Genomic DNA, 23,303 nt, shown 5'->3' on the forward strand with positions numbered 1-23,303 from the left:
CTTGCGCCCGTTTTCATTTGCGCGGAAAATGGTGTCCTTAAGTTGGAGTAGGCATGCCTGTAGAAATGACGGCCAGTGAGGCGCTGGGCCTGTGGCAGAAGGTGACGCTCGAACAGGTGCGCCGCGACGAGCCGGACCTGACGCTGCGTCAACTGTCGATCCTGCTGCATGTCTACATGGTGCCGCCACCGCATACCGTGCGCGGACTTGCGGCAACGCTCAGCGTTACCAAGCCGGTCATCACCCGCGCGCTCGATACGATGGGGGCGATGGCATTGATCGACCGGGTCCGCGACGAGCGCGATCGCCGCAATGTCGTCATCAAGCGCACGCTGGCCGGTGCACTCTATCTTGAAAAATTCGGCGATCTCGTCATCGACGAGGGCCGCAAGCTCACTCCCTGATTTGACCCCTGAGGCAGCATGACCAACACCCTCGATCGTCGTCTCCACGCATTCCGTCCCGACCTCGCCGATGAAGCCCTGCGGGGCCAAGTGGAGGCGCAACGTTTCACGGCTGGCGAACCCGCGCAGGTTACCGTGCCGGTAGCGGCGTTACGTCCCGCGCCCGATCTTGCCCGCGGCATTGATACAGAGCTTCTGATCGGTGAAACGGTGCGGGTTTTCGATCGTGCCGATGGTTGGGCCTGGGTTCAGGCGGACGAGGATGGTTATGTCGGATATCTTCCCGAAGCCCACATCGGCCCGGTTGATGAGGCGACCCATCTTGTCGTCGTGCCGCGCAGTTTCATCTATCCCGAGCCGGAACTGCGCAAGCCGCATGTCGGCGTGCTGTCCATGGGCAGCCGTATCAAGATCGTCGGCGAGGCGGAAACCCGCGGCAACCACTATCACGTCGTGGACAATGGTACGGCGGTCATGTCCGGCCATGTCCGCCCGGTCTCGGAGGTTCTGGAGGATTACGTGTCCGTTGCCACGCGTTTCATCGAGACACCTTATCTCTGGGGCGGCCGTTCCGGCATAGGTATCGACTGCTCCGGCCTCACCCAGCTTGCTCTTATGATGATCGGCCAAAAGTTTCCGCGTGATACCGATATGCAGGCCAAGGTGGGAACCGAGATTACGCGCGAGGAACTGCGTCGCGGCGATCTGGTTTTCTGGAAAGGCCATGTTGGTATCATGGAGGATGTGGAAACGCTTCTGCATGCCAATGGCCACACGATGACGGTGGCGCGCGAAAATCTCGAGGCGGCGGTCAAGCGGATCGGCTGGCTTTATGAACAGCCCACCGGTTATCGGCGGATCCTCTGATCGTTCGCGCTCGAGGCGCAGAGATCACGCGAACGTGGCGGCCGTGCTATGGCATCGGCCGCAATGCATCCTTATCTGTAGGGGCGGATACGGAGACTGATATGTTCAAAGGTGCCTGGATATTGCCGCTTGTGATGGTGCTGGTTCTTTTGCCGGCGCTTGCCCTCGCGCAGGATCGCGCTCCCACGTTCAAGGATCTGCCGGGCGTCGTGCCGGAGCAGAGCCGGGTAACGGCGGATAATGGTGATGCCGACGGCAACAATACCCGGTGCGAGTCGGGCATCGGTTACGTGCGCAATTATCGTGGCTGGCGTAACGACACCTTCGGTCGTGATTTTCCGACCCAGGTCTATCGCTGCGAAAGCAACGGCTTCACCTATACCGGTACAGACCTGCCGCCGAACCGGCCTTGGGTGCCGGGCATCAACCCGCATTTCCTGCCTGAAAACTGATTGTTTTGGATGAGCCGCGAGCCGTCAAAAATTAGAGCTGCGTAGGCGTCCACCGCGCCAGTTGGCTATGTCCTGTGCTGCAATTTTCCCAGGAATCCAAAGGATCCTAGGCGAGGGAAAATTCGGTAATTTTCAGGAGGAATGTAAGTCAGAGAGTTGCATGAAACTTCATGCGAAGCTGACCAAAACGCTTGTTTGCGTCTCGCATAGTCACCGGCCAATTGGCCGATAACTCTCTGATCTTAAATAGGAATGGTGCCCAGAAGAGGACTCGAACCTCCACACCCTTTCGGGTACCAGCACCTGAAGCTGGCGCGTCTACCAATTCCGCCATCTGGGCAACGAGGAGCGATGTACGGGGGCAGGCGGGGGAAGTCAACAGCGTTTTTGAACTTTCTGTGTCAGTCGCAAAAAAATTTGTGCGATGCGTCAGCCAGGGTTTTGAGAAGGCTCTTTTGGCTCCGGGTTTTCCCCATTTGCGGCCCGGTCGGTGTGGCCAAGATCGCGGTCCGGCCAGATCCTGTCCCGCAAGCGCTGCTTCAGTTCTTTTGGTCCGGGAAAGCCGCCGTCGCGCTTTCGTTCCCAGATCAGTTCGTCATTGCAGCGAATCTCGAAATTGCCGCCGGTGCCGGGAATGAGCGCCACTTCGCCGATATCCTGCCCAAAGGTTTGCAGCAGCTCCTGCGCCATCCAGCCGGCGCGCAGCAGCCAGTTGCACTGGGTGCAGTAGAGAATGGTGATGCGCGGGCGGGTGAGGGCGGTTTGGGTGTTTGTCGTGTCAGGCATGTCGAAACTCCTCGCCGACGGCGTCGATCAGAACAGGCTGCCCTGCTTGGGGGGCGTGGATGCTTTCTCGTCGGACGCTGCAGGCCTGGGGGCATGACGTTTTTTCGGCGCGGCCGCGCTCGCATCCACTGGCCCATCCTCGCCGGTCACGGCGGCAATACGGCCATCGGCAAATTCAACCGAAATCGCCTGTCCGGAGGAAATGCCAGCAGCGCGCGTCAGCGGTGCGTCGTCGTCGCCGCGGATCACCGCATAACCACGTTTCAGCACGTTCTTGTAGGATAGCGATTGCAGCACGCGGTCCTGCGCGGCAATCGAAGAATGCCGGCGCGCCATGGCGTGGCTGACGGCAGAATCGGCGCGCTGTGAAAGTGTCGTCACCCGCTGGCCTTCGCGCTGCAGCTGGCCGTTCAGGCGTGCGGGCAGGGATGCCAGCGATGCGGATGCTTTCGCTATGCGGCCATGTTCCTTCAGCAGTCGCCTTTCCAGCGTATTGTCAGCTCGCAAGACCTGTTCGGCGATATGGCGGCGCTGCGTTGCGATGCGGTTGGTCAGAATATCCAGCCGCAGTCCGGCGCTTGCCTGCTCGAATGTGCGGCGCTTGGCGATCGCGGTGCGTTCCAGCCCGCGCCCAAGTCCCGAAGCGGCTTCGTCGAAGCGACGGCGCGGCAGCGCCAGCAACTGGTCGAGTGAAGGCAGCGCTCGCATCAGCGAGCGCAGGAACTGGCGGCGATTGTCCATCTGGCGCGAGGCACTGCCGCGCAGCCGTGCAGCAAGGCCCGCCAACTGCGCTTCGAGATCAGCCTTGACCGGTACGGCCATTTCGGCAGCCCCTGTCGGCGTCGGTGCGCGCATGTCGGCGGCGTAATCGATCAGCGTCCAGTCGGTCTCGTGGCCGACGGCCGAAATCAGCGGAATACCGCTTTCGGCTGCCGCACGCACCACGGCCTCGTCGTTGAAACTCCACAGATCCTCCAGGCTGCCACCACCGCGCGCCACGATCAGCACGTCCGGGCGCAGTATCGGGCCACCGGGTTCGATCGCATTGAAACCGCGGATGGCGTTCGCCACCTCGTCGCCGGAGCCTTCGCCCTGCACCTTCACCGGCCAGACGATCACATGCACCGGAAAACGATCGGTGATGCGGTGGAGAATGTCGCGGATGACGGCGCCGGTCGGCGAGGTCACGACGCCGATCACCTGCGGCATGTAGGGCAGGGGGCGTTTGCGCGCCTGATCGAACAGTCCCTCGGCGCCGAGCTTGCGCTTGCGCTCCTCCAAAAGCGCCATCAGCGCGCCGGCGCCGGCCGGTTCCATTGCCTCGATAACGATCTGGTATTTGGACGAGCCGGGAAAAGTGGTGATCTTGCCGGTGGCGATCACTTCCATGCCCTCTTCGGGACGGAACTTTATCCGCGAAAACGAACCTTTCCAGATCACCGCATCGATACGCGCCCGGTCGTCCTTCAAGGAGAAATAGGCGTGGCCGGAAGAATGTGGGCCGCGATAGCCGGAAATTTCGCCGCGCACTCGCACATGGTCGAAAGCCGTCTCCACTGTCCGCTTGATGGAGCCGGACAGTTCGGAGACCGAAAACTCGGTCAGGTTGGAAGGCGAATCGGTTGCGGACATTCTGTTCATGCCGCGAAATTAGTGGGTTTTTAGCGCAAATCAAATCACCGGGCGATGACAGGGCGCAGTATTGGCCAGATGCATAGGGCCAAGTTTATGCCTGCGGGATGTGGATTGCTTCGAAATTGAAACATGCCGTTCAGCAACGGTTAAACCTAGTTTCAATCGACGAGAAATCGGATGGTGTCTCGGTAATCTTTCTTAGCAAGTTCGCCCTAGGCTTGCAGGCATAAAAAGAAAGTAACAGGAGATTATCAGTGCTGTTTCTTACCGCTGTCACTCTGGGCCTCACTGCCGCGATGCTGCGATCGGCCTTCTCCATAGCGCTCGTTGCTGTGCTCATCATTGGCGCATTTGGCGCTGCCGCGTTGACCGGGCCTGTGTCCTTCATTGATCTCGCCGTGGTTCTCGGCGGCTACAATATCGGCATTTTTGGCCTTGTTGCCGGCATGCTGGTGTTTTCCCGCCGCACCGCGGAAGCCTGATCGCCGCAACCCTCCGCTATCGAGGGGACGGGCTTGATTGTCGTCCAAACAAAAAAAGACCCGAAAACCGTCCGCGGTTTTCGGGTCTTTTTGTTTGTTGATCATTGACCGTTGAAGCGGAAGAACTTGAAGCCGTTCGGATCAGGAGATGGCAGCGGTTCGAGATATGCCGGCACATTGCCACCCGCCAGCGCCGCATAAAGGCCGTCCGGTTTCATGGCGATGAGGTTTTCTGTCTGCGGGTCGTTCTTGCAGAAGGCCAGATAGGATGCACCGGCACCGCGGAAAAATGCTTCGGCTTCGGAAGGCGTGGCCAAGCCGATATGCAGTTCTGTCAGCATGCCGCCCTGATTGCGGTGATAGGGAGCGGCGATCGCCCGGTGATGGGTAAAGCGCAGGATTTCCGCACCGCTGTTGGAAGGCGAGACGACAAGACCCGGAGGCAGAGCTGCCAGTGCCTGCCATTCGGCTGGGCTACCGCATTCGCCAAGCTCCGCGCTCGGTGTTCCGGATTTCGAAACGGCGGTGAGATCGAACGAATTGCGCACGCCCTCCTGCGCCACGATGCCGAAAAATCCCCAGATGACCGGCACGGATGCCAGCACCCCGAGAATATAGGCAAGGCCGGTATTCATGTTTTCCGGTTCCTTGGCCGCGTGCTGCCTCAGCCCGGTAATCACCACTGCCAGCGGCAGGATGCTCAATGCATTGGCGAAGAAGGAGGAACGCAGCTGGATCAGCGCCACGCCCCAGGCGGTGGCGATCAGCGCCAGCATGATCAGGTGAAACTCGGTTCGTTCACCACGGATGATCTCGAAACCGCAGACAGCGAGGGCGAACAGGCCGACGGCATAAAAATAGCCGACCATGTAGGGTTCCTTGCGCATCTCGCCGAAAATGGACTGTGCTTCGGTAACGCTGTTCAGCCAAAGCTTGACGAGCATCGGGTCAAGATTGGCGAGCGGGCTGCCGAGGCATTCCGGTGCGATCAGCTTTGTTGCAAGAAGAACCACGATACCGAGCACCAGCATTGCGCCGAACCGTAATCCCACACCGCTGCGGGCCGGCAGCAGGCTGCAAAGGAAGAGCCCGGCACCGCCGAGCGCAGTCGGCGCCTGGAAACCGAGGGAAAGGTTGTCGCAGGTCACCGTCGAATAAAGCTGCGGTGGCACAGTGGCGAGAAACGCAGCTGTGATCGACAGGGCCAGTGAAAGACCGAACGCGCGGGCCGCGTGGCGAAAACTGTTGCCGTGCCAGACCCATTGCAGGGTCACGCAAAGGCAGGCAATCGCAACCATCGGAACGGTTTCGGCACCGATCGCAATGGCGAGCGCCGCGGCAACACCCGCGATCGCATAGCTTCGCGTCTGATGGAGAGGATCGACCAGCATCGCGGCGATCGTCATGATCAGAACCAATTGAACATTGTGGTGGTCGATCGAGCCGGGATGAAAACGGATCGATGTGTAGACGTAAATCGAGGCAAGCCCGAGCGCGATATGGACGGTCGCACCGGTGCCGACGCGGCGGGCGGCGATGCCGACTGCGACGAGAAGCAAAACGGCCGTCGACACCGGCCAGATGGCAAGGGCAATGGCCTCGGCCTGCGGGTCTGCAACGAACAGTGAAAAGAAGCGGATCATCGCGCCGATCGGCAGGTCGATGAAGCGCGACCAGTGCATCAATGTTCCGCCATCGAGACCCAGCCGATACTGGTGCGTATCGAACCAGCCCTGACCGGAAAACCAGTCGCGGATTTCCACCAGCCGCATGATGTCGTCATTGTCCTGGCCGACATAATCCGTGGCATTCGGCAGCTTCGTCACCAGAATGGCGATGACCACGGCAAGGCAATAAAATACGAGCGGTCGCAACACGGTCGTTCGCGCCGGCTGTCCCATCAGGTCGCCGCCGTTTTTGCTCGCCATTAAAGTCGTCATCGTCGTCCCGCATGTTTTTAACTGGACGAAACCTAGATTTAACCTTCTCAAGAAATAGTAAAATCTCCGCAGTCGGAGCGTCTTTCCGATGATTTACCGGTGTATCGAGTGGAAATCATGGACGAAACCATCAGCAGTGACCTCGAGATCGCTGTCCTCCTGCCGTGCTACAATGAAGCAACCACCATCGCGTCAGTCGTGCGCGGGTTTCGCGAAACCCTGCCGAACGCGAGAATCTACGTCTACGACAACAATTCCACCGATGGTACGGCATTGCAGGCCATGCTCGCCGGCGCCCATGTCATGCGTGAACGCCGCCAGGGCAAGGGTTATGTCGTGCGCCGCATGTTCGCCGATATCGAAGCCGATATCTACATCATGGCCGATGGCGACGGCACCTATGCGCCGGCGGATTCCGAAGAGCTCATCCGCACGATGCTGAGCGAACGCGCCGACATGGTGGTCGGCACACGCCGTGGCGTGCATGACGATGCCGGCCGTCAGGGGCATGCCGCCGGCAACCGTCTCTTCAATATCCTCTATCGCTCGATGTTCGGTCGCGATTTCACCGATATCTTTTCCGGTTACCGGGTGTTTTCGCGCCGTTTCGTCAAAAGCTTTCCGGCCGTTTCAGGTGGTTTCGAGATCGAGACGGAAATGTCCGTGCATGCCTCGCGCCTGAAACTGCCGGTCACCGAACTGGAATTGGATTACGGCCGCCGCCCGGAAGGCTCGCATTCCAAACTTTCGACCTATCGTGACGGCGCAAAAATCCTCTGGATGTTTGCCATGCTGATGAAGGAAACCCGCCCCTTCGCCTTTTTCGGCGCCATCAGTGCCGCGATTTTTGCGGTCAGCCTCGCCTTCATGGCGCCTGTGCTTGCAGAATATTTCGAGACTGGTCTCGTCAGCCGCATGCCCACATGGATGCTCTCCATGTCGCTTCTCATGGTATCGCTGCTGATCTTTACCGCCGGCCTGATCCTCGATTCCGTCTCGCGTGGCCGGGCCGAGCAGTTGCGCATCCATTACATGGGCCTAAATGCGCGTCCTCCACGTTTCTATCGCGATGCGCCGTCCTTCGTGAAAGTACCGGAAGAGGTTGTGAAGGCCGAACCCAAGCGGCGTGGTCGCCCGGGTGCCTCTGCGGCATGAAGCGTTTTCTGCGTTTCATGGCGGTCGGCGGCATCGGCTTCGTGGTCGATGCCGGCGTGACACTTGGGCTTCTCGCGACGGGCCTTTTCGGCCCGTTCACGGCGCGCGCCATTGCGATCGTGCTGGCGCTTGCCTGTACCTGGTTCTGCAACCGCAATTTCACCTTCGGCAAATCCGGTCACCACGTGGTGCGCGAAGGCGTGCTTTATGGTTCGGTCGGCATCACCTCGTCGCTGCTCAATTACGCGATCTATTCCGGTCTGCTGATCAGCTTCGAGATGCTTCGGCCAATTTTTGCGCTGATCCTCGCATCCGCTTCGGCCACGCTTTACAGCTATTTCGGTTACGCCCGCTTCGTCTTTCGCCGCCGTCATTGAGCTCTGGTCAGACCGTCTCCCAGCCATCCTTGTCGCTGGCCCGGTAGATCGCGTCGATGAAACGTTGGTTCCGCAGCGAGTTTTCCAGCGTCACCACTTCGGTCTTTTGCCCTGATGCAGCACTGGCAAAGGCTTCGGCCTGCCGTTTATATTGGCGGCTGTCCTGAAAACGGAAGATCTGCGAGACATCGTGTTTCTGGTTGGTGAGTTCGATTTCTTCCGCGCCCCATCGGTCGGCATTGAACGGTGATTTCACCTCGATGAAACCTTCCGTGCCGTGAAACACCATCACCTGCCGGTTGGCCATCTGGGTGGCGACATAAAAGGACATGTCGAACGAGCCGAAATCGGCCTTCACGCTGGAATAGATGTCGGTGCCGAATTCCGGGTCGCGTTCGGTGGTCGCCTGAACCTTGAGCGGTTCCTTGCCCGTCGCCATGCGGGTCGCCATCGCCGGGTAAACGCCGATATCCGGCAGACCGCCGCCGCCGAGTTCAGGGATATTGCGCATATTGCCCGGGTCGCGGTTGAAATAGGTGAAGGCTCCCTGCACGTGTTTCAACGTGCCGATCGCACCTTCCGACAGAAGCGCCCGCACCTTATGCCAGACCGGCGCATAGGCGATCATGAAGGCCTCGCAGATCAGCACCTTGTTGGCATCGCGCGCCGCAATCAGCCGTTTAATCTCGTCTGCCTTCAATGCGATCGGCTTTTCGCAGAGAACATGTTTCCCTGCTTCGGCCGCTTTGATCGTCCATTCCACATGCTGGCTGGTCGGCAGCGGAATATAGACGGCATCAATGACATCGGATGCCAGCATCTCCTCATAGGAGCCGAATGCATGCGGCACGGAAAACCTGTCGGCCATCGTACGCGCTCGTGCACGGTCACGGCTGGCGATCGCAGTGACCACGCAGTTTTCCGCGTCCTGAATGGCAGGCACGACCGCAGTCTGGCCTATCTTGGCGGTGGACAGAATTCCGAAACGCAGCATTGCTCTCTCCTCTTCAGATGCGGAGCGCAGATTAGGGTGACAATTCCCGCGCTTCAATGTCGCTTTGCCGCATTTCCGAAAAAGCCTGCCCCACTCAAACTATTTGATGGCATCCCATTGATGTTGGAGTAACCTGCCGTTCCCACCGTAAATCCCACCACCCGAAAATCTGGAGAATGTCATGGAGTTGCGTAAACTCGGCCGCACGGGCCTTTCCGTTTCACCCGTTGTGTTCGGCGGTAACGTCTTTGGCTGGACGGCCGACGAAAAGACCTCCTTCGATCTGCTCGACCGCTTTTTTGAAGCCGGCTTCAACACGATCGATACGGCGGATGTCTATTCGAAATGGGTGGATGGCCATTCCGGCGGCGAAAGCGAAACGGTCATCGGCAAATGGCTGAAGCGCGGCACGGTCGCACGCGACAAGGCGATCATCGTCACCAAGGTCGGCCACCCATCCATGGATGACCGCAAGCTGAAGGCGAGCTGGATTGCCGAGGCTGTCGACAAGTCGTTGGCTCGCCTGCAGACGGATTATATCGATCTCTACCTGTCGCATTTCCCCGACGACAGCACGCCGCATGAAGAAACGTTGAGCGCCTTCCAGAAATTGAAGGATGCCGGCAAAGTCCGTTCCATCGGCTGCTCCAATTTCAGCGCCGAACAGTTGAAGGCCTCGCTCGAGGCAGCGGAAAAGAATGGCCTGCCGCGTTACGATGTGCTGCAGCCGGAATACAATCTCTATACCCGCGAAAAATTCGAGGGCGCGTTGGCCGATCTCTGCATTGCCGAAGACATCGGCGTGATCAGCTATTATGCGCTCGCCGCCGGCTTCCTGACGGGCAAATACCGCAAGCCGGAAGACGCGCAAGGCAAGGCGCGTGGCTATCGCATTCCTGATTACATCAACGACAAGGGTCTGAAAATTCTGGCCGCACTCGACCAGGTGTCGGCGGAGACCGGTGCCAGCCTCGCCGCGATCGCCATCGCCTGGGCCGGTAGCCGGCCGGGTATCACCGCGCCGATTGCCAGTGCCACCAGCCTGAACCAGCTCGATGCCATTATCGCCGCTGGTAGGCTTGAACTGACCGATGCACAGATGAAACTGCTCAACGAAGCCGGCTGACGGTTTGGTGCGGCACGTTTTCGTGAAGGATGGCGCGGTTTGACGCCCGCGCCTTGCCTCCTACATGAATAGCTCTCGGCGCTCGCCGATTTTTTCACGTTACCGATATTGGAGACCATCATGGACAACCGCTCGCTCGGCCGCACCGGACTTTCCATCTCGCCCGTCGTTTTCGGCGGCAACGTGTTTGGCTGGACGGCTGACGAGAAAACCTCGTTCGAGTTGCTCGACAAGTTTTTCGATGCGGGGTTCAACACTGTCGATACCGCCGATTGCTACTCCGGCTGGGTGCCGGGCAATGAAGGCGGTGAATCCGAGACCATCATCGGCAAGTGGCTGAAGCAGTCCGGTCGTTCGCGTGACAAGGCGATCGTCATCACCAAGGTCGGCTCCACGCCGCAGGGTTCCGCCATGGAAGGCGGCCTTGGCCGGGCGCGGGTGATCGAAAAGGTGGAAGACTCTTTGCGCCGTCTGCAGGCCGATTATATCGATCTCTACCTTTCCCATTGGCCGGACCCGAAAACGCCACATGAGGAAACGCTGTCCGCCTTCGCTACGCTGAAGGAACAGGGGAAAATCCGCGCCATCGGCTGCTCGAATTTTGACGCTGCCCAGTTGCAGGCATCATTCGATGCGGCCGAAAAAGCCGGCCTGCCACGTTATGATGTGCTGGAGCCGGAATATAATCTCTATGACCGCGCCGGTTTCGATGGTGCCCTTGCCGATCTCTGCAAGGCGAAGGATATCGGTGTCATCACCTATTTCAGCCTCGCTTCCGGCTTTCTGACCGGCAAATACAAAAGCAAGGCCGAGGCAGAGACCAACCCGAACCGCGGCGGAATGGTTGCACGATATTTCGACGAGCGCGGCACCCGCATCTTGTCCGCGCTCGATGAAGTGGCGGCCGAAACCCATTCGCAGCCGGCGTCCGTAGCGCTTGCCTGGATCGCCCAGCGCCCCGGCGTCACCGCACCGATCGCCAGCGCCACCAGCGCCCGCCAGCTGGAAACCATGATCGCCGCCGGCAATCTGAAACTGTCGGGCCAGCAGATGCAACAGCTGAACGACGCCAGCGCCTGATCACGATCGATGACAACCGGACGGGCTACGAAGGTCCGTCCTTGCAATTCCGGAGAATTTTCATGCACACGCGCAAACTCGGCAAAGATCTCACCGTATCGGCCATCGGCCTTGGCTGCATGGGCATGAGCCACGCCTATGGCGGTCAGGACGAGGCGACCTCGATCAAAACCCTGCACCGCGCCGTCGAGCTCGGCGTGAATTTTTTCGATACGGCGGAAGTCTATGGTCCCTTCGTCAACGAGGAACTGGTCGGCAAGGCGCTGAAACCGCATCGAGACAAGGTGGTGATCGCGACAAAGTTCGGTTTCACAATCGATCAGGACAAGCGCGATGCCAGCGCCATGTCCGGCCTCGACAGCCGCCCCGAACATGTCCGCGAGGTTGCCGAAGCTTCGCTGAAGCGGCTCGGCATCGAGGTGATCGACCTGTTCTACCAGCACCGCGTCGATCCGAATGTGCCGATCGAGGATACGGTCGGTGCCATGGCGGATCTGGTGAAGGAAGGCAAGGTGCGGGCACTCGGCCTCTCCGAAGCAAGCAGCGATATCATGCGTCGTGCCCACGCAGTGCATCCGATCTCGGCGCTGCAATCCGAATATTCGCTCTGGACGCGCGATCCGGAAGGCGACATCCTCGATACCTGCCGCGAACTCGGCATCGGTTTCGTGCCCTTCAGCCCGCTCGGCCGCGGGTTCCTGACTGGCAAGATCAAGAGCACGGCAGAGATGTCGGACGGTGACATGCGCCGTGGCCTGCCAAGGTTCGAAGCGGAAAATCTGGAAGCCAATCTGGCGCTGGTGCGGTTGGTTGAACAGATGGCGGAGACCAAGGGCATCACCGCCGCCCAGCTTGCGCTCGCCTGGGTTCTCGCCAAGGGCGATTTCATCGTGCCGATTCCGGGTGCGCGAAAAATCCCCAATCTGGAGCAGAATGCAGCGGCTGCCGACGTGGTGCTCAGCGCTGACGAGGTGCAAAAACTCGACGACATGCTGGCACCGGAAAAGATTGCCGGTGCACGTTATGCCGCACAGGCCATGGCTTGGACGCCGAAAAAATAGCTATCGCCGTAGTTCAGCAAACCCCTCATACCACTCGGAATGGTCAGCTTCATGGTTGGCCATTCCGGCCTTGGTCAGCACGCCGCGTGGGGCGACATAACTCATGATCCGACGCACTGGGCGTTCGTGCCACTGGATGTTGAAGGCCCATAGCTTTGGAAAGAAACACAGCGATGCATAGGGCAGGTGGTCATGGATCCACCATGCCATCCTCTGCCAGTCACCTTCCCGGTCATGATTGTCGATCAGCCACGGCACGACGACACAGGCCGTCGCGCCAATAAAACCGTCTGCATCACGCCGGTCCCAGATATGGTCGGCGGCGGTGGCTGCATTGGTGGAACAGTTGAGATTGTTGCGGTTGCCGAATTCGTTGACCTCAGGCGAGCGGTAACCGGAGCGGATATGCAGGCGTCCGAACGTGGCCTGCAGCGGCTCCAGCAGTTCATCGCACAGATGTTTTCCGGCCTCGACGGCAAGGTCGGGATCTTCAGGAATGTTGGGAATGCGATAAAAATCGGCGATCTCTTAATGCAGGAAATCGCGCAGGAAAAAGCTCTTCGACAGCCGCATCCGGCCAAGCTCTTCCAGCCCCTTCATAGAATTCGGCTTGCGCATGATGGCCCCCGGCTGGCGTCGCTGGACGGCAGCGTAAGGCGGTTACCGGCAATAGAAAAGGCCCGGAACGCTGGCGCATCCGGGCCTCGACTTGTTGGGGCGGAAATCCGTCAGAGCTTGCCGTTGCGCTGCTGGATCATCATGAACGTGTCATAACTGTATTCGGCGATTTGCGCCCAGAGATAACCGTCGCGCTTGAACGCCTGCTGGCTGTCAAAGATTTTCTTGAAGGCAGGGTTTTTTGCCGAGATTTCAGCGTAGGTTTCCTGTGCCGCCTTGTAGCTGGCGTCGAGAATGTCCTGGCTGAACGGTTTCAGCACTGCACCTTCGGCAACAAGCTGTTTCAATGCCTTGGCATTGTGCGCATCGTATTTCGCCAGCATGTTCATGTTGGCATTGGCGCAGGCATCCTTGAGCATGCGCTGGTAGGCTTTCGGCAGGCCATTGAACTTGTTGAGGTTGAAGAAGGCGTGAACCGTCGGGCCGCCTTCCCACCATGCCGGGTAATAGTAATATTTGGCGACCTTCACGAAACCGAGCTTCTGGTCGTCATAGGGGCCGACAAATTCGGTGGCGTCGATCGTGCCCTTTTCGAGTGCGGCATAGACATCGCCGCCGGCGATCTGCTGCGGGGTGACGCCGAGCTTGCTCATCACCTGACCGGTCAGGCCGGCAATGCGCATTTTCAGACCCTTGAGGTCGTCGATCGTCTTGATTTCCTTGCGAAACCAGCCGCCCATCTGGGCACCGGTATTGCCGGCCGGCAGGGCATAAAGGCCGTGGCCGGAGAGGAATTCGTTGAGCAGATCGTTACCACCGCCAACTGCGAACCAGGAATTTGTCAGGCGCGCATTGAGGCCGAAGGGGATGGCCGTGCCAAGCGCGAATGTCGGGTCCTTGCCGACGTAGTAGTAGGAGCAGGTATGCGCCATCTCGACCGTGCCGGCGGCCACCGCATCGGCAGCCTGCAGGGCAGGCACGATTTCACCGGCGGCATAGGCGTCGATCCGGAACTTGCCGTCAGACGCTTCATTCACACTGGCGGCGATCTCGGTCGCGGCGCCGTAAATGATGTCGAGGCTTTTCGGGAAGGACGAGGTCAGGCGCCAGGTTACCTGTGGGCTTTCCTGGGCAATCGCAGGCGCTGCCAAGGTCGCTGCGGCCACCGCACCTGTGCCGGCGGCACCGGCCTTGCGGAAAAACGAGCGGCGGTTGAGGGGCGGGTTGTCGGTCGAATTCGTCATGGTTTCGCATATCCTCCAAATGCTGATGCGCGCCATAATGGTTTGTTGCGCGCCATGCAAGTTTGGCATTTGCGAACTTTCGCAAAGCCTGAAGTTTTGTTTCCGAAAGTTGCGTCAAAGCCGCTGTTTGGGTTTTTCCGTCACTGGTTACCTGAAGATGGTTGCTTTTTGGTTTTGTCGGTTTAGAATTAGAATAATTCTAAACAAAGGTTTTTCGATGTTCGGCCGACTGTCATTCTCACGCAAGCGCAGCTTCAACTCCCTGAGCGAAGAGGAAATCCTCGCGCTCGCCATCGCCTCGGAAGAGGAGGATGCACGCATCTATCTGAGTTACGCCGATAGCCTGAGGGACAATGCGCCCGCCTCGGCAAAAGTGTTCGAGGATATGGCCGAGGTCGAGCAGGCGCATCGGAACATGTTGATTTCCCAGTTCCGTCAGCGGTTTGGCGAGCGCATTCCGTTGATCCGGCGCGAGCATGTCAGTGGGTTTTACGAGCGACAGCCCGACTGGCTGATCAAGAATTTGGCCCTGGAAAAGATCAGGGATCAGGCGGAAGCGATGGAGGCCCAAGCCTTTCGTTTTTACACCGAGGCGACCAAGCGCGTCACCGATGCCTCGACACGGCAATTGCTGGGCGATCTGGCTTTGGCCGAACAGGGCCATGGCGATATCGCCGCCATGCTGGAGGAAAAGCATGCGCCGGACGATGTGAAGTCGACCGAGGACGAAAATGCTCACCGGCAATTCGTGCTGACCTATGTGCAGCCGGGTTTGGCCGGGCTTATGGATGGATCGGTCTCGACACTGGCGCCGATCTTTGCCGCCGCCTTTGCCACCGGCGATACATGGTCCACCTTCCTGATCGGCCTGTCGGCTTCGGTCGGTGCCGGCATTTCCATGGGTTTTACAGAAGCGGCGCATGACGATGGAAAGATTTCCGGGCGCGGTTCACCGCTCAAGCGTGGCCTTGCATCGGGCATCATGACGGCGATCGGCGGCCTCGGTCATACGCTGCCATATCTCATCCCGGACTTCTGGACGGCAACTGCGATCGCCGCCATCGTTGTTTTCCTGGAGCTCTGGGCGATCGCCTTCATCCAGAACCGCTATATGGAAACGCCGTTTTTGCGTGCCGTGTTTCAGGTCGTGTTGGGTGGCTCGCTGGTTCTGGCGGCGGGCATTCTGATCGGGAGTGGGTGAGGCGCGGTCGGGCGAAGCCCGAGCAATCGATCCAGTGGATCGATTGCAGCGCCGAACGCCCTGAGCCAAAGCGAAGGGCCGGGATAGGGTGCATCATATAAAATGTAAAGCCACACCTGTCAGTCGTCCATAACGAGAGGCCCGCCGCGGATAACCGGGCGGGCCTTGTTCGTCTCAACTGAGGTGCAGATTTTACCGCAGTGCGCCAACCACCACATCGCGGCCGTCTTCGATTGTCACCCAGCGGCCGGTATCGAACGATGCCTGGCGCTTGAGGAACGTGTAGTCGGTGTCCGACCAGAGCTTTACGTCCGAGTTGAGGTTGTCGAGGATGAAGTCACCCTTGGATGTACGCACCGTCAGCACCGCATGGCCTTCGCCATCGGGCTTGCGCACCACGGTGATCAGCAGGTCGGAAAGGGCGAAGCCGCGCTCGGAAAGTTCCTTGCGCTTCTGCAGCGCATAGTCTTCGCAGTCGCCGGCATCGACCGGATATTCCCAATATTCCTCACGGCCATAAACCTGCATGTCGGTGCGGGCCATGATGCGGTCGTTGACGGAAGAATTGACGTCGTGAATGGCGTTCCAGCCGTAGTCGGTCACCTTGGGTGCGGGCGCCGGGCGGGTGCGGACCGTGCATTCGTCTTCATGACGCTGGCAGAATTCGTAATGACCGATAGGCTGTGACGTGACCGAACCCGTAACCATGCTGGCCAGGGTTTTCGGAGCCGGAATGGCGGAAGTTGCCGATGCGAACGTGACCCCGAGGATCACGGCCAGAAACCGTACCTTCACTGCAAACGTCATATGCCCGTCCTTCAAATTCTTAACGAAAGGTTAAGAGCCTGACGGGCGCAGAGTCAATTATTACCAATCCGTAAACATGTAACTATCGGCGTTTATGGTTAAGATCGATGCATTTCAGTATCAGCTTATTTTTCAGCCCTCATTTATCATATTCGCCAATGTGGAGCGCAGCTTGTGCAGGTCCTGCGGGCGGGACAGGCGATGGTCGCCGTCGCGGATAAGGGTAAGGACGACGTCGTCGGCGGGCAGGAATTCGATGAGTTTCAAGACGTGCTGATAGGGCACGTCGGCATCCTTCATGCCCTGCAGGATGTGCACCGGGCAGCCGGTCTCTGTGATGCCGGTCAAAACGCGGTTTTTGGCACCGTCCTCCATGAGGGCACGGGTAAAGATGTTCGGCTCGGGGCTGTATTCGGAAAATTCCTCGAAATAGCCGCGTTCGGACAGCGACTGGCGTTCCTTGTCCGTCAGCGCCGGCTCGATCAGGTCATGGGTGAAGTCCGGGGCAGGGGCTATCAGAACCAGGCCGTCGACCTTGGGGCCTTTGCCGCGGCGTGCCAGTTCCTGCACCATGCGCAATGCAATCCAGCCGCCCATCGAGGAGCCGACGAGGATGACGTGTTCTGGCGTGATGTGATCGACCACGGCAATCGATTCCTCCAGCCAGCGGGAAATCGTGCCGTCGTTGAAGTTGCCGCCGGATTGGCCATGGCCGGAATAATCCAGCCGCAGTGCAGCGATACCGTGTTCGGCGGCCACCGCATCCATTTCCATGGCCTTGGTACCGCTCATGTCGGAACGATAGCCGCCAAGCCACACGAGGGTCGGAGCATCCGCGCGCGCAGCTGGCCGGTGCGCATAGGCGATCTCGCGGGCGCCGTCGTCTGCGCCGACCGTCAGGCGACCTGTCTGTTCCTGTGCCGTGGCGACCATTGCTTGCTCCTTGTATTATTCCTATCTGTATTGTGCGGCGCTTATAGCCGCGTCGCCATAAAACATATAGATGACGTGCCAACGGCAGGTGATCTTTCCGGCGCAGTATGCTATTGACTTCGCCGCGTCGATGACGACATTGGCCCGCAATTGCAAATGCGACGCTAATGCTCGCCACCGCAAACTTGAAAAAATTCAGGAGTACACGACCATTCGCAGACCTTTCAAAGCCGATGCCCCCGTCAAGGAGGGCCCGCGCTCCAACCGGGAAATCCGTGTTCCCAGGGTCCAGCTTATCGATGCCGAAGGCCAGAATCTCGGTGACATCCCCACTGACCAGGCCCTCAAGATGGCCGAGGAAGCAGGGCTCGACCTCGTAGAGATCTCGCCCAACAACGACCCGCCGGTTTGCAAGATCCTTGATCTTGGCAAGCTGAAATACGCCAACCAGAAGAAGGCGGCGGAAGCGCGCAAGAAACAGAAGATCGTCGAGATCAAAGAAATCAAGATGCGCCCGAACATCGACACCCATGACTATGAGGTGAAGATGAAGGCAATCCTGCGTTTCTTCGAAGACGGCGACAAGGTTCGTGTGACGCTGCGTTTCCGTGGTCGCGAAATGGCGCACCAGGAACTCGGCATGAAGCTGCTGCTTCAGGTCAAGGAAGAAACGGCGGAGATCGCCAAGGTGGAAGCCGAGCCCAAGCTCGAAGGCCGCCAGATGATGATGGTGCTGGCGCCCCGTTAAGGCGCCTCCACTCCACTTTCGCCGAGACTGGCCGCTATCCGGCGCGCCATAGCCCGCCAATGCGGGCTTTTCGGCAGTTTCACCCATTGCGCTTTTGATCGGACTATGGTTATAAGCGCGCGTCCGAACGGTCCGGCAGGGCATGCCGTGGCCGTTGTTAATGCTTGAACCAGCCTCGTCTGCTGGTTTGATACAAAACTGGAGTAGCAAAATGCCCAAGATGAAGACGAAATCCGCTGCCAAGAAGCGGTTCAAGGTTACGGCGACCGGTAAGGTCGTTGCCGCCGCTGCTGGCAAGCGCCACGGCATGATCAAGCGTTCCAACAAGTTCATCCGCGATGCTCGCGGCACGATGATCCTCGCTGAGCCGGATGGCAAGAAGGTTATCAAGAACTACCTGCCGAACGGTCTTTAAGACTAATCGACACCTGGAACAGTTTTAAGGAGATCATGACATGGCACGCGTAAAACGTGGCGTAACTTCCCGCGCCAAGCACACCAAGACACTCAAGGCAGCCAAGGGCTTCTACGGCCGCCGCAAGAATACGATCCGCGCCGCAAAGGCTGCTGTTGATCGTTCGCGTCAGTTCGCTACCCGCGACCGTAAGGTCAAGAAGCGTAATTTCCGCGCTCTGTGGATCCAGCGTATCAACGCTGCTGTCCGCGAATCCGGCCTGACCTACGGCCGCTTCATCGACGGCCTCAACAAGGCTGGCATCGAAGTTGACCGCAAGGTTCTGTCCGACATGGCTATCCATGAGCCGGAAGCATTCGGTGCTCTGGTTGCTGCCTCGAAGAAGGCTCTGGACTACCTCAAGGACGCCGGCACCAAGAACGAATTTGAAAGCGCAGTTAAGTAAGCGCTGGACTTTTTCTGAACCAAAAAGACCCGCGCGGCGTTGCTGCGCGGGTTTTTGTTTTTCCGGGCCATGGCCGGATTTGGACACAGGTGTTGAGGAGCGCCCAAGTGCCGGATGACGTCATTGATATGGGAAGCGAGCCGCAACTGCCCGTCGAAGACATTGCGCCGCTGCTGGCGGCGCTTGTATCGGATCGCGAGCGGGTGCAATCCATTTCGCTTTCCTGTGGTACGGTATGGATCAAACGCCACGGCAATAAAGGGCGGCGCGCGGCTATTGCTTTGCAGACAGCACTTGCCCGGTTGTTTCGGCTCCCTTTCATGCGCCCGTCACCGGCTGAGACCGGAGAAGGCATGGTCGCGCGCGATTTGCGTCGCATGACCAGATTTGCCGACAGCAATATTCCGACTGCATCCATCCTCTATGCATCCGGCAGTGCCATCGTAATGAGTGATGTCGCGCCGACGGTGCAGGACAGGCTGTGGCATTTGCGAACCGGCAATCCGGCGGCGCATGATGATCTTCTGGTGTTCTGTTGTGCCGAGCTTGGCCGGCTGCATGCCTTGGGGCTATGCCATGGCAGGCCGTTTCCGCGCGACATGTTCGAGAAAGACCGGCGCATCGGTTACATCGATTTCGAGGAAGAGCCGGAGGTGGTGATGCCGCTCGCCACCGCGCAGGCGCGTGATCTCTGGTTGTTTTTCCTGCAGCTCAGCGACCGCGCGATCGAACGTTCGCAGGTGCAGGATCGTGCCTATTCGGCCTGGGCTGCCACCGCGCCGCCGGCCGCAATTGCCGAACTGCGCGCCATGACGCGCTTCCTGGCGCGCTTTTTATGGCTTGCCCGGTTGATTGGCCGGATTCACATGGGTAGAGATTTGCGACAATTCATCTTGGCCACATCTTATCTGGCAACGATACATCAAGGCTGACACGGCCGAAAAGCAGGACATCATGACCGAACTCGAAACATTGAAGAGCGCGCTTCTGGCGGAGATCGCCGGTGCGGGCGATGAAGCGGCCATCGAAGCCGTGCGTGTGTCTGCGCTTGGCAAGAAGGGTTCGGTTTCCGAACTGCTGAAGACGCTCGGCTCGATGACGCCGGAAGAGCGCCAGAATCGCGGCGCCGCCATCAACGCGCTGAAGACCGAGATCACCGATGCGATCACCGAGCGCAAGACGCTGCTCAAGGACGCAGCGATCGATGCACGCCTGAAGGCGGAGACGCTGGATGTGTCACTGCCGGTGCGCTCCTCCCCGGCAGAGCGTGGCCGTATCCACCCGATCAGCCAGATCACCGACGAGATCACCGCCATCTTCGCCGACATGGGCTTCTCCATCGCCGAAGGGCCGGATGTCGAAACCGACTATTACAATTTCACCGCCCTGAATTTCCCCGAGGGTCATCCGGCCCGTGAAATGCACGACACCTTCTTCTTCCAGCCGGACGAAAAGGGCGAGCGCAAGGTTTTGCGCACCCATACGTCGCCTGTGCAGGTGCGCACCATGGAAGCGCAGGAGCCGCCGATCCGCATCGTCATTCCCGGCAAGACCTATCGCCAGGATAGCGACGCCACGCATTCGCCGATGTTCCATCAGGTCGAAGGCCTCGTCATCGACAAGAAGGCGCATGTCGGCAACCTGCGCTGGGTTCTGGAAGAATTCTGCAAGACCTTCTTCGAGGTGGACAGCGTCGTCATGCGTTTCCGCCCGTCTTTCTTCCCGTTCACCGAGCCGTCCTTCGAAGTGGACATCCAGTGCGACCGTTCCGGCCCGATCGTGAAGTTCGGCGAGGGCACCGACTGGATGGAAATCCTCGGCTGCGGCATGGTTCATCCGAACGTGCTGCGCTCCGGTGGTCTCGATCCGGACGAGTATCAGGGTTTTGCCTGGGGCATGGGTCTCGATCGTATCGCCATGCTGAAATACGGCATGCCGGACCTGCGCGACTTCTTCAACGCCGACGTGCGCTGGATGAACCATTACGGTTTCCGCCCGCTCGACATGCCGACCCTGTTCGGCGGCCTCAGCCAGTAATTTGAGCGCGTAAGCGAAGGATCAAACACAATGAAATTCACGCTTTCCTGGCTCAAGGATCATCTTGAGACCGACGCCACCCTCGATCAGATCTGCGAGCGCCTGACGGCGATCGGTCTCGAAGTCGAGGATGTCGATGACAAGGCGGCCTACAAGCCCTTCGTCATCGCCAAGGTTCTGTCGGCGGAAAAACACCCTGAAGCCGACCGCCTCAAGGTTCTGTCGGTCGATGCCGGTCCTGACGTCAATGGCGGCAAGCCGCTGCAGATCGTCTGTGGCGCGCCGAATGCCCGCGCCGGTCTGGTCGGTGCGCTCGCGCGTCCGGGTGATTACGTTCCGGGCATCGATGTGACGCTGTCGGTCGGAAAAATCCGCGGTGTCGAAAGCCACGGTATGATGTGCTCGGAAAAAGAGCTCAACATGTCAGAAGACCATAACGGCATTATCGATCTGCCGCAGGATGCGCCGATCGGCACGTCTTTCGCGACCTATGCCGGTCTCGACGATCCGATGATCGAGATCAACCTGACGCCGAACCGCCCGGACTGCACGTCGATCTACGGCATTGCCCGCGATCTCGCAGCCTCCGGTCTCGGCACGCTGAAAGTGCCGGCTGCCCCGGCGCTGAAGCTCGAAGGCGAAACTTCGGTCGGCCTCACCATCGATCTCGATGACGAAAAGCTCTGCCCCGGCTTCGGCCTGCGCCTCGTGCGCGGCGTCAAGAACGGCCCGAGCCCTGCCTGGATGCAAACTCGCCTGAAGGCCATCGGCCTTCGCCCGATCAACGCGCTGGTCGATATCACCAATTACATGACCTTCGACCAGGGCCGCCCGATGCACGTCTTCGATGCTGCCAAGGTGAAGGGGAACCTCGTTGTCCGTCGCGCCAAGGAAGGCGAAACGGTGCTGGCGCTCGATACCCGCGAATACAAGCTTGGCCCCAACAACGTCGTCATCGCCGATGACAATGGCGTCGAATCGATCGGCGGCATCATGGGCGGCGAACATTCCGGCTGTGACGAAAACACCGTCGATGTGCTGATCGAATCGGCGCTGTGGGATCCGATCAACATCGCCAAGTCCGGCCGCACGCTCGGCATCATCACCGATGCGCGTTACCGCTTCGAGCGCGGCGTTGACCCGGAATACATGGTTCCCGGCCTCGACCGCACCACGCAGCTGGTTCTGGAACTATGCGGCGGCACACCGGCCAACGAAAAGATCGTCGGCTACAAGGGGTATGAGGCCAAGACGGTCGATTTCCCCTATTCCGAAGTCAAGCGCCTGACCGGCCTCGACATCTCCACGGACGAAAGCCGTGACATCCTTACCCGCCTCGGCTTCACGGTCGAAGGTTCGGGCGAGCGTGTATCGGTCAAAATTCCGTCCTGGCGTCCCGATGTCGATGGCAAGGCCGATCTTGTCGAAGAAGTCATGCGCATCCACGGCGTCGACCAGATCAAGCCGGAACCGCTGGAAAAGCTGTCCGCCATCAATGGCCGTATCCTGACCACGCTGCAGGTGCGCACCCGCACCGCCAAGCGCGCGCTCGCCTCGCGCGGCATGCTGGAAGCCGTCACCTGGTCCTTCATTCCGGAAGCCCAGGCAAAGCTGTTCGGCGGCGGTTCTCCGTCGCTGAAGCTGGCCAACCCGATTGCGGCCGACATGTCGGACATGCGCCCGTCGCTTCTGCCGGGTCTGCTGACCGCTGCCCAGCGCAATGCCGACAAGGGTTTTGGCGATGTGGCGATCTTTGAGGTCTCTGGCACCTATGAGACCGACACGCCGGAAGGCCAGCGCCGTGTTGCCGGCGGCATCCGTCGTGGCACCGCCTCCATCAACGGCGCCGGTCGCATGTGGTCGAATGCGGTGAAGGGCGGCGGCAAGCCGGTCGACGTCTACGACGCCAAGGCCGATGCGCTTGCCGTGATCGAGGCCTGCGGTCTGCCGATGGCCAATGTCCAGATCGAGCAGGGTGGTCCCGCTTGGTACCATCCGGGCCGTTCCGGCACGATCAAGATGGGTCCAAAGATCATTCTCGGCACGTTCGGCGAATTCCATCCGAAGACGCTGGATGCGCTCGATGTATCCGGTGCTCTGTGCGGTTTCGAGATCTATCTCGATGCCATGGCCGAGCCGAAGAAAAAAGCGACCCGCACCAAGCCGGGCCTCGAGCTTTCGCCCTTCCAGGTGGTCAAGCGCGACTTTGCCTTCGTCGTCGGTTCGGAGATCGAAGCCGGTGCCATCATCAAGGCAGCGACCAGTGCCGATCGCAAGCTGATCACCGGCGTCAACGTATTTGACGTGTTTGCCGGTGCATCGCTGGGTGAGCACAAGAAGTCGGTTGCCATCGAAGTGTTGATCCAGCCGGTCGACAAGACCTTGACGGACGAGGATTTCGACGCGCTGACGAAGAAGATCGTCGCCAATGTCGAAAAGACCACCGGCGGCATTTTGCGCGCCTGATCGCGCAACTTGTGATCCAATGAAGAAAGC

At 59.4% G+C, this 23,303-nt stretch carries 23 protein-coding genes, 1 tRNA gene and 1 pseudogene; 16 read left to right on the forward strand and 9 right to left on the reverse strand.

Annotation, left to right across the window (positions count from 1 at the left end):
- The first annotated feature begins 53 nt into the window (after window positions 1-53).
- The 3 genes from AAIH70_RS17530 (at window position 54) to AAIH70_RS17540 (ending at window position 1,723) form a co-directional block, all read left to right on the forward strand.
- Window positions 54-404 carry a MarR family transcriptional regulator gene (locus AAIH70_RS17530; RefSeq protein ID WP_132276240.1) on the forward strand — a complete coding sequence of 117 codons (351 nt, stop codon included), beginning with the start codon at window positions 54-56 and terminating at the stop codon, window positions 402-404.
- An 18-nt stretch (window positions 405-422) separates the two neighbouring features.
- Entirely contained in the window at window positions 423-1,271 is an 849-nt protein-coding gene (locus AAIH70_RS17535; protein WP_132276242.1) for an NlpC/P60 family protein, read from the forward strand.
- A 101-nt stretch (window positions 1,272-1,372) separates the two neighbouring features.
- Window positions 1,373-1,723 carry a hypothetical protein gene (locus AAIH70_RS17540; protein ID WP_132276244.1) on the forward strand — a complete coding sequence of 117 codons (351 nt, stop codon included), beginning with the start codon at window positions 1,373-1,375 and terminating at the stop codon, window positions 1,721-1,723.
- Between the two features lie 253 nt (window positions 1,724-1,976).
- Here AAIH70_RS17540 and AAIH70_RS17545 read toward each other — a convergent pair.
- The 3 genes from AAIH70_RS17545 to xseA all read right to left on the reverse strand — a co-directional run bounded on the left by AAIH70_RS17545 (window position 1,977) and on the right by xseA (window position 4,150).
- Window positions 1,977-2,063, reverse strand: a tRNA-Leu gene (locus AAIH70_RS17545).
- 89 nt (window positions 2,064-2,152) lie between these two features.
- Complete coding sequence (locus AAIH70_RS17550; RefSeq protein WP_132276246.1) at window positions 2,153-2,509, reverse strand: SelT/SelW/SelH family protein; 357 nt, start codon at window positions 2,507-2,509, stop codon at window positions 2,153-2,155.
- Window positions 2,510-2,536: 27 nt separating this feature from the next.
- On the reverse strand, window positions 2,537-4,150 hold the full coding sequence (xseA, locus tag AAIH70_RS17555; RefSeq protein WP_132276248.1) for an exodeoxyribonuclease VII large subunit: 1,614 nt from the start codon (window positions 4,148-4,150) through the stop codon (window positions 2,537-2,539).
- 248 nt (window positions 4,151-4,398) lie between these two features.
- Between xseA and AAIH70_RS17560 the strand changes: the two genes are divergently transcribed.
- Window positions 4,399-4,626: a hypothetical protein gene (locus AAIH70_RS17560; protein ID WP_132276250.1), complete on the forward strand. Its 228-nt coding sequence runs from the start codon at window positions 4,399-4,401 to the stop codon at window positions 4,624-4,626.
- Window positions 4,627-4,727: 101 nt separating this feature from the next.
- On the opposite strand, the gene AAIH70_RS17565 is transcribed toward AAIH70_RS17560, so the two are convergent.
- Window positions 4,728-6,554: a hypothetical protein gene (locus tag AAIH70_RS17565; RefSeq protein ID WP_245519223.1), complete on the reverse strand. Its 1,827-nt coding sequence runs from the start codon at window positions 6,552-6,554 to the stop codon at window positions 4,728-4,730.
- A gap of 129 nt (window positions 6,555-6,683) precedes the next feature.
- Between AAIH70_RS17565 and AAIH70_RS17570 the strand changes: the two genes are divergently transcribed.
- Together AAIH70_RS17570 and AAIH70_RS17575 are read left to right on the forward strand one after the other, a co-directional pair.
- On the forward strand, window positions 6,684-7,721 hold the full coding sequence (locus AAIH70_RS17570; RefSeq protein WP_132276252.1) for a glycosyltransferase: 1,038 nt from the start codon (window positions 6,684-6,686) through the stop codon (window positions 7,719-7,721).
- A complete protein-coding gene (locus AAIH70_RS17575; RefSeq protein ID WP_132276254.1) occupies window positions 7,718-8,098 on the forward strand; it encodes a GtrA family protein in 381 nt (126 codons plus the stop codon). Before AAIH70_RS17570 ends, AAIH70_RS17575 begins: the two co-directional genes overlap by 4 nt.
- Before the next feature lie 7 nt (window positions 8,099-8,105).
- Here the strand turns inward: AAIH70_RS17575 and AAIH70_RS17580 are convergent, their stop codons facing one another.
- Entirely contained in the window at window positions 8,106-9,092 is a 987-nt protein-coding gene (locus AAIH70_RS17580; protein ID WP_132276256.1) for a Gfo/Idh/MocA family protein, read from the reverse strand.
- A gap of 181 nt (window positions 9,093-9,273) precedes the next feature.
- Between AAIH70_RS17580 and AAIH70_RS17585 the strand changes: the two genes are divergently transcribed.
- From AAIH70_RS17585 to AAIH70_RS17595, 3 genes are all read left to right on the forward strand, one after another.
- Complete coding sequence (locus AAIH70_RS17585) at window positions 9,274-10,218, forward strand: aldo/keto reductase (protein WP_132276258.1); 945 nt, start codon at window positions 9,274-9,276, stop codon at window positions 10,216-10,218.
- 120 nt (window positions 10,219-10,338) lie between these two features.
- Entirely contained in the window at window positions 10,339-11,298 is a 960-nt protein-coding gene (locus AAIH70_RS17590) for an aldo/keto reductase (protein ID WP_132276260.1), read from the forward strand.
- Window positions 11,299-11,360: 62 nt separating this feature from the next.
- Window positions 11,361-12,359 (forward strand): aldo/keto reductase, encoded by a 999-nt coding sequence (locus tag AAIH70_RS17595; protein ID WP_132276262.1) that lies wholly within the window; start codon window positions 11,361-11,363, stop codon window positions 12,357-12,359.
- Here AAIH70_RS17595 and AAIH70_RS17600 read toward each other — a convergent pair.
- A pseudogene (locus AAIH70_RS17600) lies at window positions 12,360-12,977 on the reverse strand (hypothetical protein).
- A gap of 110 nt (window positions 12,978-13,087) precedes the next feature.
- Window positions 13,088-14,221, reverse strand: coding sequence for a TRAP transporter substrate-binding protein (locus tag AAIH70_RS17605; protein ID WP_132276264.1), 1,134 nt, complete (start codon window positions 14,219-14,221; stop codon window positions 13,088-13,090).
- 217 nt (window positions 14,222-14,438) lie between these two features.
- On the opposite strand from AAIH70_RS17605, the gene mbfA reads away from it, so the two are divergent.
- Window positions 14,439-15,422: an iron exporter MbfA gene (mbfA, locus tag AAIH70_RS17610; protein WP_132276266.1), complete on the forward strand. Its 984-nt coding sequence runs from the start codon at window positions 14,439-14,441 to the stop codon at window positions 15,420-15,422.
- Window positions 15,423-15,614: 192 nt separating this feature from the next.
- Here the strand turns inward: mbfA and AAIH70_RS17615 are convergent, their stop codons facing one another.
- Both AAIH70_RS17615 and AAIH70_RS17620 read right to left on the reverse strand, forming a co-directional pair.
- A complete protein-coding gene (locus AAIH70_RS17615; protein ID WP_165932056.1) occupies window positions 15,615-16,229 on the reverse strand; it encodes a transglutaminase-like cysteine peptidase in 615 nt (204 codons plus the stop codon).
- A gap of 132 nt (window positions 16,230-16,361) precedes the next feature.
- On the reverse strand, window positions 16,362-17,162 hold the full coding sequence (locus AAIH70_RS17620) for an alpha/beta hydrolase (RefSeq protein WP_132276268.1): 801 nt from the start codon (window positions 17,160-17,162) through the stop codon (window positions 16,362-16,364).
- Window positions 17,163-17,373: 211 nt separating this feature from the next.
- On the opposite strand from AAIH70_RS17620, the gene infC reads away from it, so the two are divergent.
- The 6 genes from infC to pheT all read left to right on the forward strand — a co-directional run bounded on the left by infC (window position 17,374) and on the right by pheT (window position 23,273).
- Window positions 17,374-17,910: a translation initiation factor IF-3 gene (infC, locus tag AAIH70_RS17625; RefSeq protein ID WP_245519237.1), complete on the forward strand. Its 537-nt coding sequence runs from the start codon at window positions 17,374-17,376 to the stop codon at window positions 17,908-17,910.
- Window positions 17,911-18,121: 211 nt separating this feature from the next.
- Complete coding sequence (rpmI, locus tag AAIH70_RS17630; protein ID WP_046793986.1) at window positions 18,122-18,325, forward strand: 50S ribosomal protein L35; 204 nt, start codon at window positions 18,122-18,124, stop codon at window positions 18,323-18,325.
- 40 nt (window positions 18,326-18,365) lie between these two features.
- Entirely contained in the window at window positions 18,366-18,770 is a 405-nt protein-coding gene (rplT, locus tag AAIH70_RS17635; RefSeq protein WP_132276270.1) for a 50S ribosomal protein L20, read from the forward strand.
- A 107-nt stretch (window positions 18,771-18,877) separates the two neighbouring features.
- Window positions 18,878-19,702 (forward strand): serine/threonine protein phosphatase, encoded by an 825-nt coding sequence (locus tag AAIH70_RS17640; protein ID WP_245519224.1) that lies wholly within the window; start codon window positions 18,878-18,880, stop codon window positions 19,700-19,702.
- Between the two features lie 22 nt (window positions 19,703-19,724).
- The gene (gene pheS / locus AAIH70_RS17645) at window positions 19,725-20,807 is read left to right on the forward strand and encodes a phenylalanine--tRNA ligase subunit alpha (protein ID WP_132276272.1); all 1,083 of its coding nucleotides are present in this window, start codon (window positions 19,725-19,727) and stop codon (window positions 20,805-20,807) included.
- A 30-nt stretch (window positions 20,808-20,837) separates the two neighbouring features.
- Window positions 20,838-23,273 carry a phenylalanine--tRNA ligase subunit beta gene (pheT, locus tag AAIH70_RS17650; protein ID WP_132276274.1) on the forward strand — a complete coding sequence of 812 codons (2,436 nt, stop codon included), beginning with the start codon at window positions 20,838-20,840 and terminating at the stop codon, window positions 23,271-23,273.
- Window positions 23,274-23,303 lie beyond the last annotated feature (30 nt).

Source organism: Neorhizobium sp. BT27B (assembly GCF_050455485.1).
Taxonomy (GTDB): Bacteria; Pseudomonadota; Alphaproteobacteria; order Rhizobiales; family Rhizobiaceae; genus Neorhizobium.

What these genes read in the sequence shown, in the direction of transcription:
- AAIH70_RS17570 (WP_132276252.1), top strand. Translation starts at nt 6,684, where the DNA reads ATGGACGAAACCATCAGCAGTGACCTCGAGATCGCTGTCCTCCTGCCG.
- xseA (WP_132276248.1), bottom strand. Translation starts at nt 4,150, where the DNA reads ATGAACAGAATGTCCGCAACCGATTCGCCTTCCAACCTGACCGAGTTT.
- rplT (WP_132276270.1), top strand. Translation starts at nt 18,366, where the DNA reads ATGGCACGCGTAAAACGTGGCGTAACTTCCCGCGCCAAGCACACCAAG.
- AAIH70_RS17530 (WP_132276240.1), top strand. Translation starts at nt 54, where the DNA reads ATGCCTGTAGAAATGACGGCCAGTGAGGCGCTGGGCCTGTGGCAGAAG.
- rpmI (WP_046793986.1), top strand. Translation starts at nt 18,122, where the DNA reads ATGCCCAAGATGAAGACGAAATCCGCTGCCAAGAAGCGGTTCAAGGTT.
- mbfA (WP_132276266.1), top strand. Translation starts at nt 14,439, where the DNA reads ATGTTCGGCCGACTGTCATTCTCACGCAAGCGCAGCTTCAACTCCCTG.
- pheT (WP_132276274.1), top strand. Translation starts at nt 20,838, where the DNA reads ATGAAATTCACGCTTTCCTGGCTCAAGGATCATCTTGAGACCGACGCC.
- AAIH70_RS17615 (WP_165932056.1), bottom strand. Translation starts at nt 16,229, where the DNA reads ATGACGTTTGCAGTGAAGGTACGGTTTCTGGCCGTGATCCTCGGGGTC.
- AAIH70_RS17595 (WP_132276262.1), top strand. Translation starts at nt 11,361, where the DNA reads ATGCACACGCGCAAACTCGGCAAAGATCTCACCGTATCGGCCATCGGC.
- pheS (WP_132276272.1), top strand. Translation starts at nt 19,725, where the DNA reads ATGACCGAACTCGAAACATTGAAGAGCGCGCTTCTGGCGGAGATCGCC.
- AAIH70_RS17605 (WP_132276264.1), bottom strand. Translation starts at nt 14,221, where the DNA reads ATGACGAATTCGACCGACAACCCGCCCCTCAACCGCCGCTCGTTTTTC.
- AAIH70_RS17620 (WP_132276268.1), bottom strand. Translation starts at nt 17,162, where the DNA reads ATGGTCGCCACGGCACAGGAACAGACAGGTCGCCTGACGGTCGGCGCA.
- AAIH70_RS17535 (WP_132276242.1), top strand. Translation starts at nt 423, where the DNA reads ATGACCAACACCCTCGATCGTCGTCTCCACGCATTCCGTCCCGACCTC.
- AAIH70_RS17565 (WP_245519223.1), bottom strand. Translation starts at nt 6,554, where the DNA reads ATGGCGAGCAAAAACGGCGGCGACCTGATGGGACAGCCGGCGCGAACG.
- AAIH70_RS17575 (WP_132276254.1), top strand. Translation starts at nt 7,718, where the DNA reads ATGAAGCGTTTTCTGCGTTTCATGGCGGTCGGCGGCATCGGCTTCGTG.
- AAIH70_RS17580 (WP_132276256.1), bottom strand. Translation starts at nt 9,092, where the DNA reads ATGCTGCGTTTCGGAATTCTGTCCACCGCCAAGATAGGCCAGACTGCG.
- AAIH70_RS17540 (WP_132276244.1), top strand. Translation starts at nt 1,373, where the DNA reads ATGTTCAAAGGTGCCTGGATATTGCCGCTTGTGATGGTGCTGGTTCTT.
- AAIH70_RS17585 (WP_132276258.1), top strand. Translation starts at nt 9,274, where the DNA reads ATGGAGTTGCGTAAACTCGGCCGCACGGGCCTTTCCGTTTCACCCGTT.
- AAIH70_RS17550 (WP_132276246.1), bottom strand. Translation starts at nt 2,509, where the DNA reads ATGCCTGACACGACAAACACCCAAACCGCCCTCACCCGCCCGCGCATC.
- AAIH70_RS17590 (WP_132276260.1), top strand. Translation starts at nt 10,339, where the DNA reads ATGGACAACCGCTCGCTCGGCCGCACCGGACTTTCCATCTCGCCCGTC.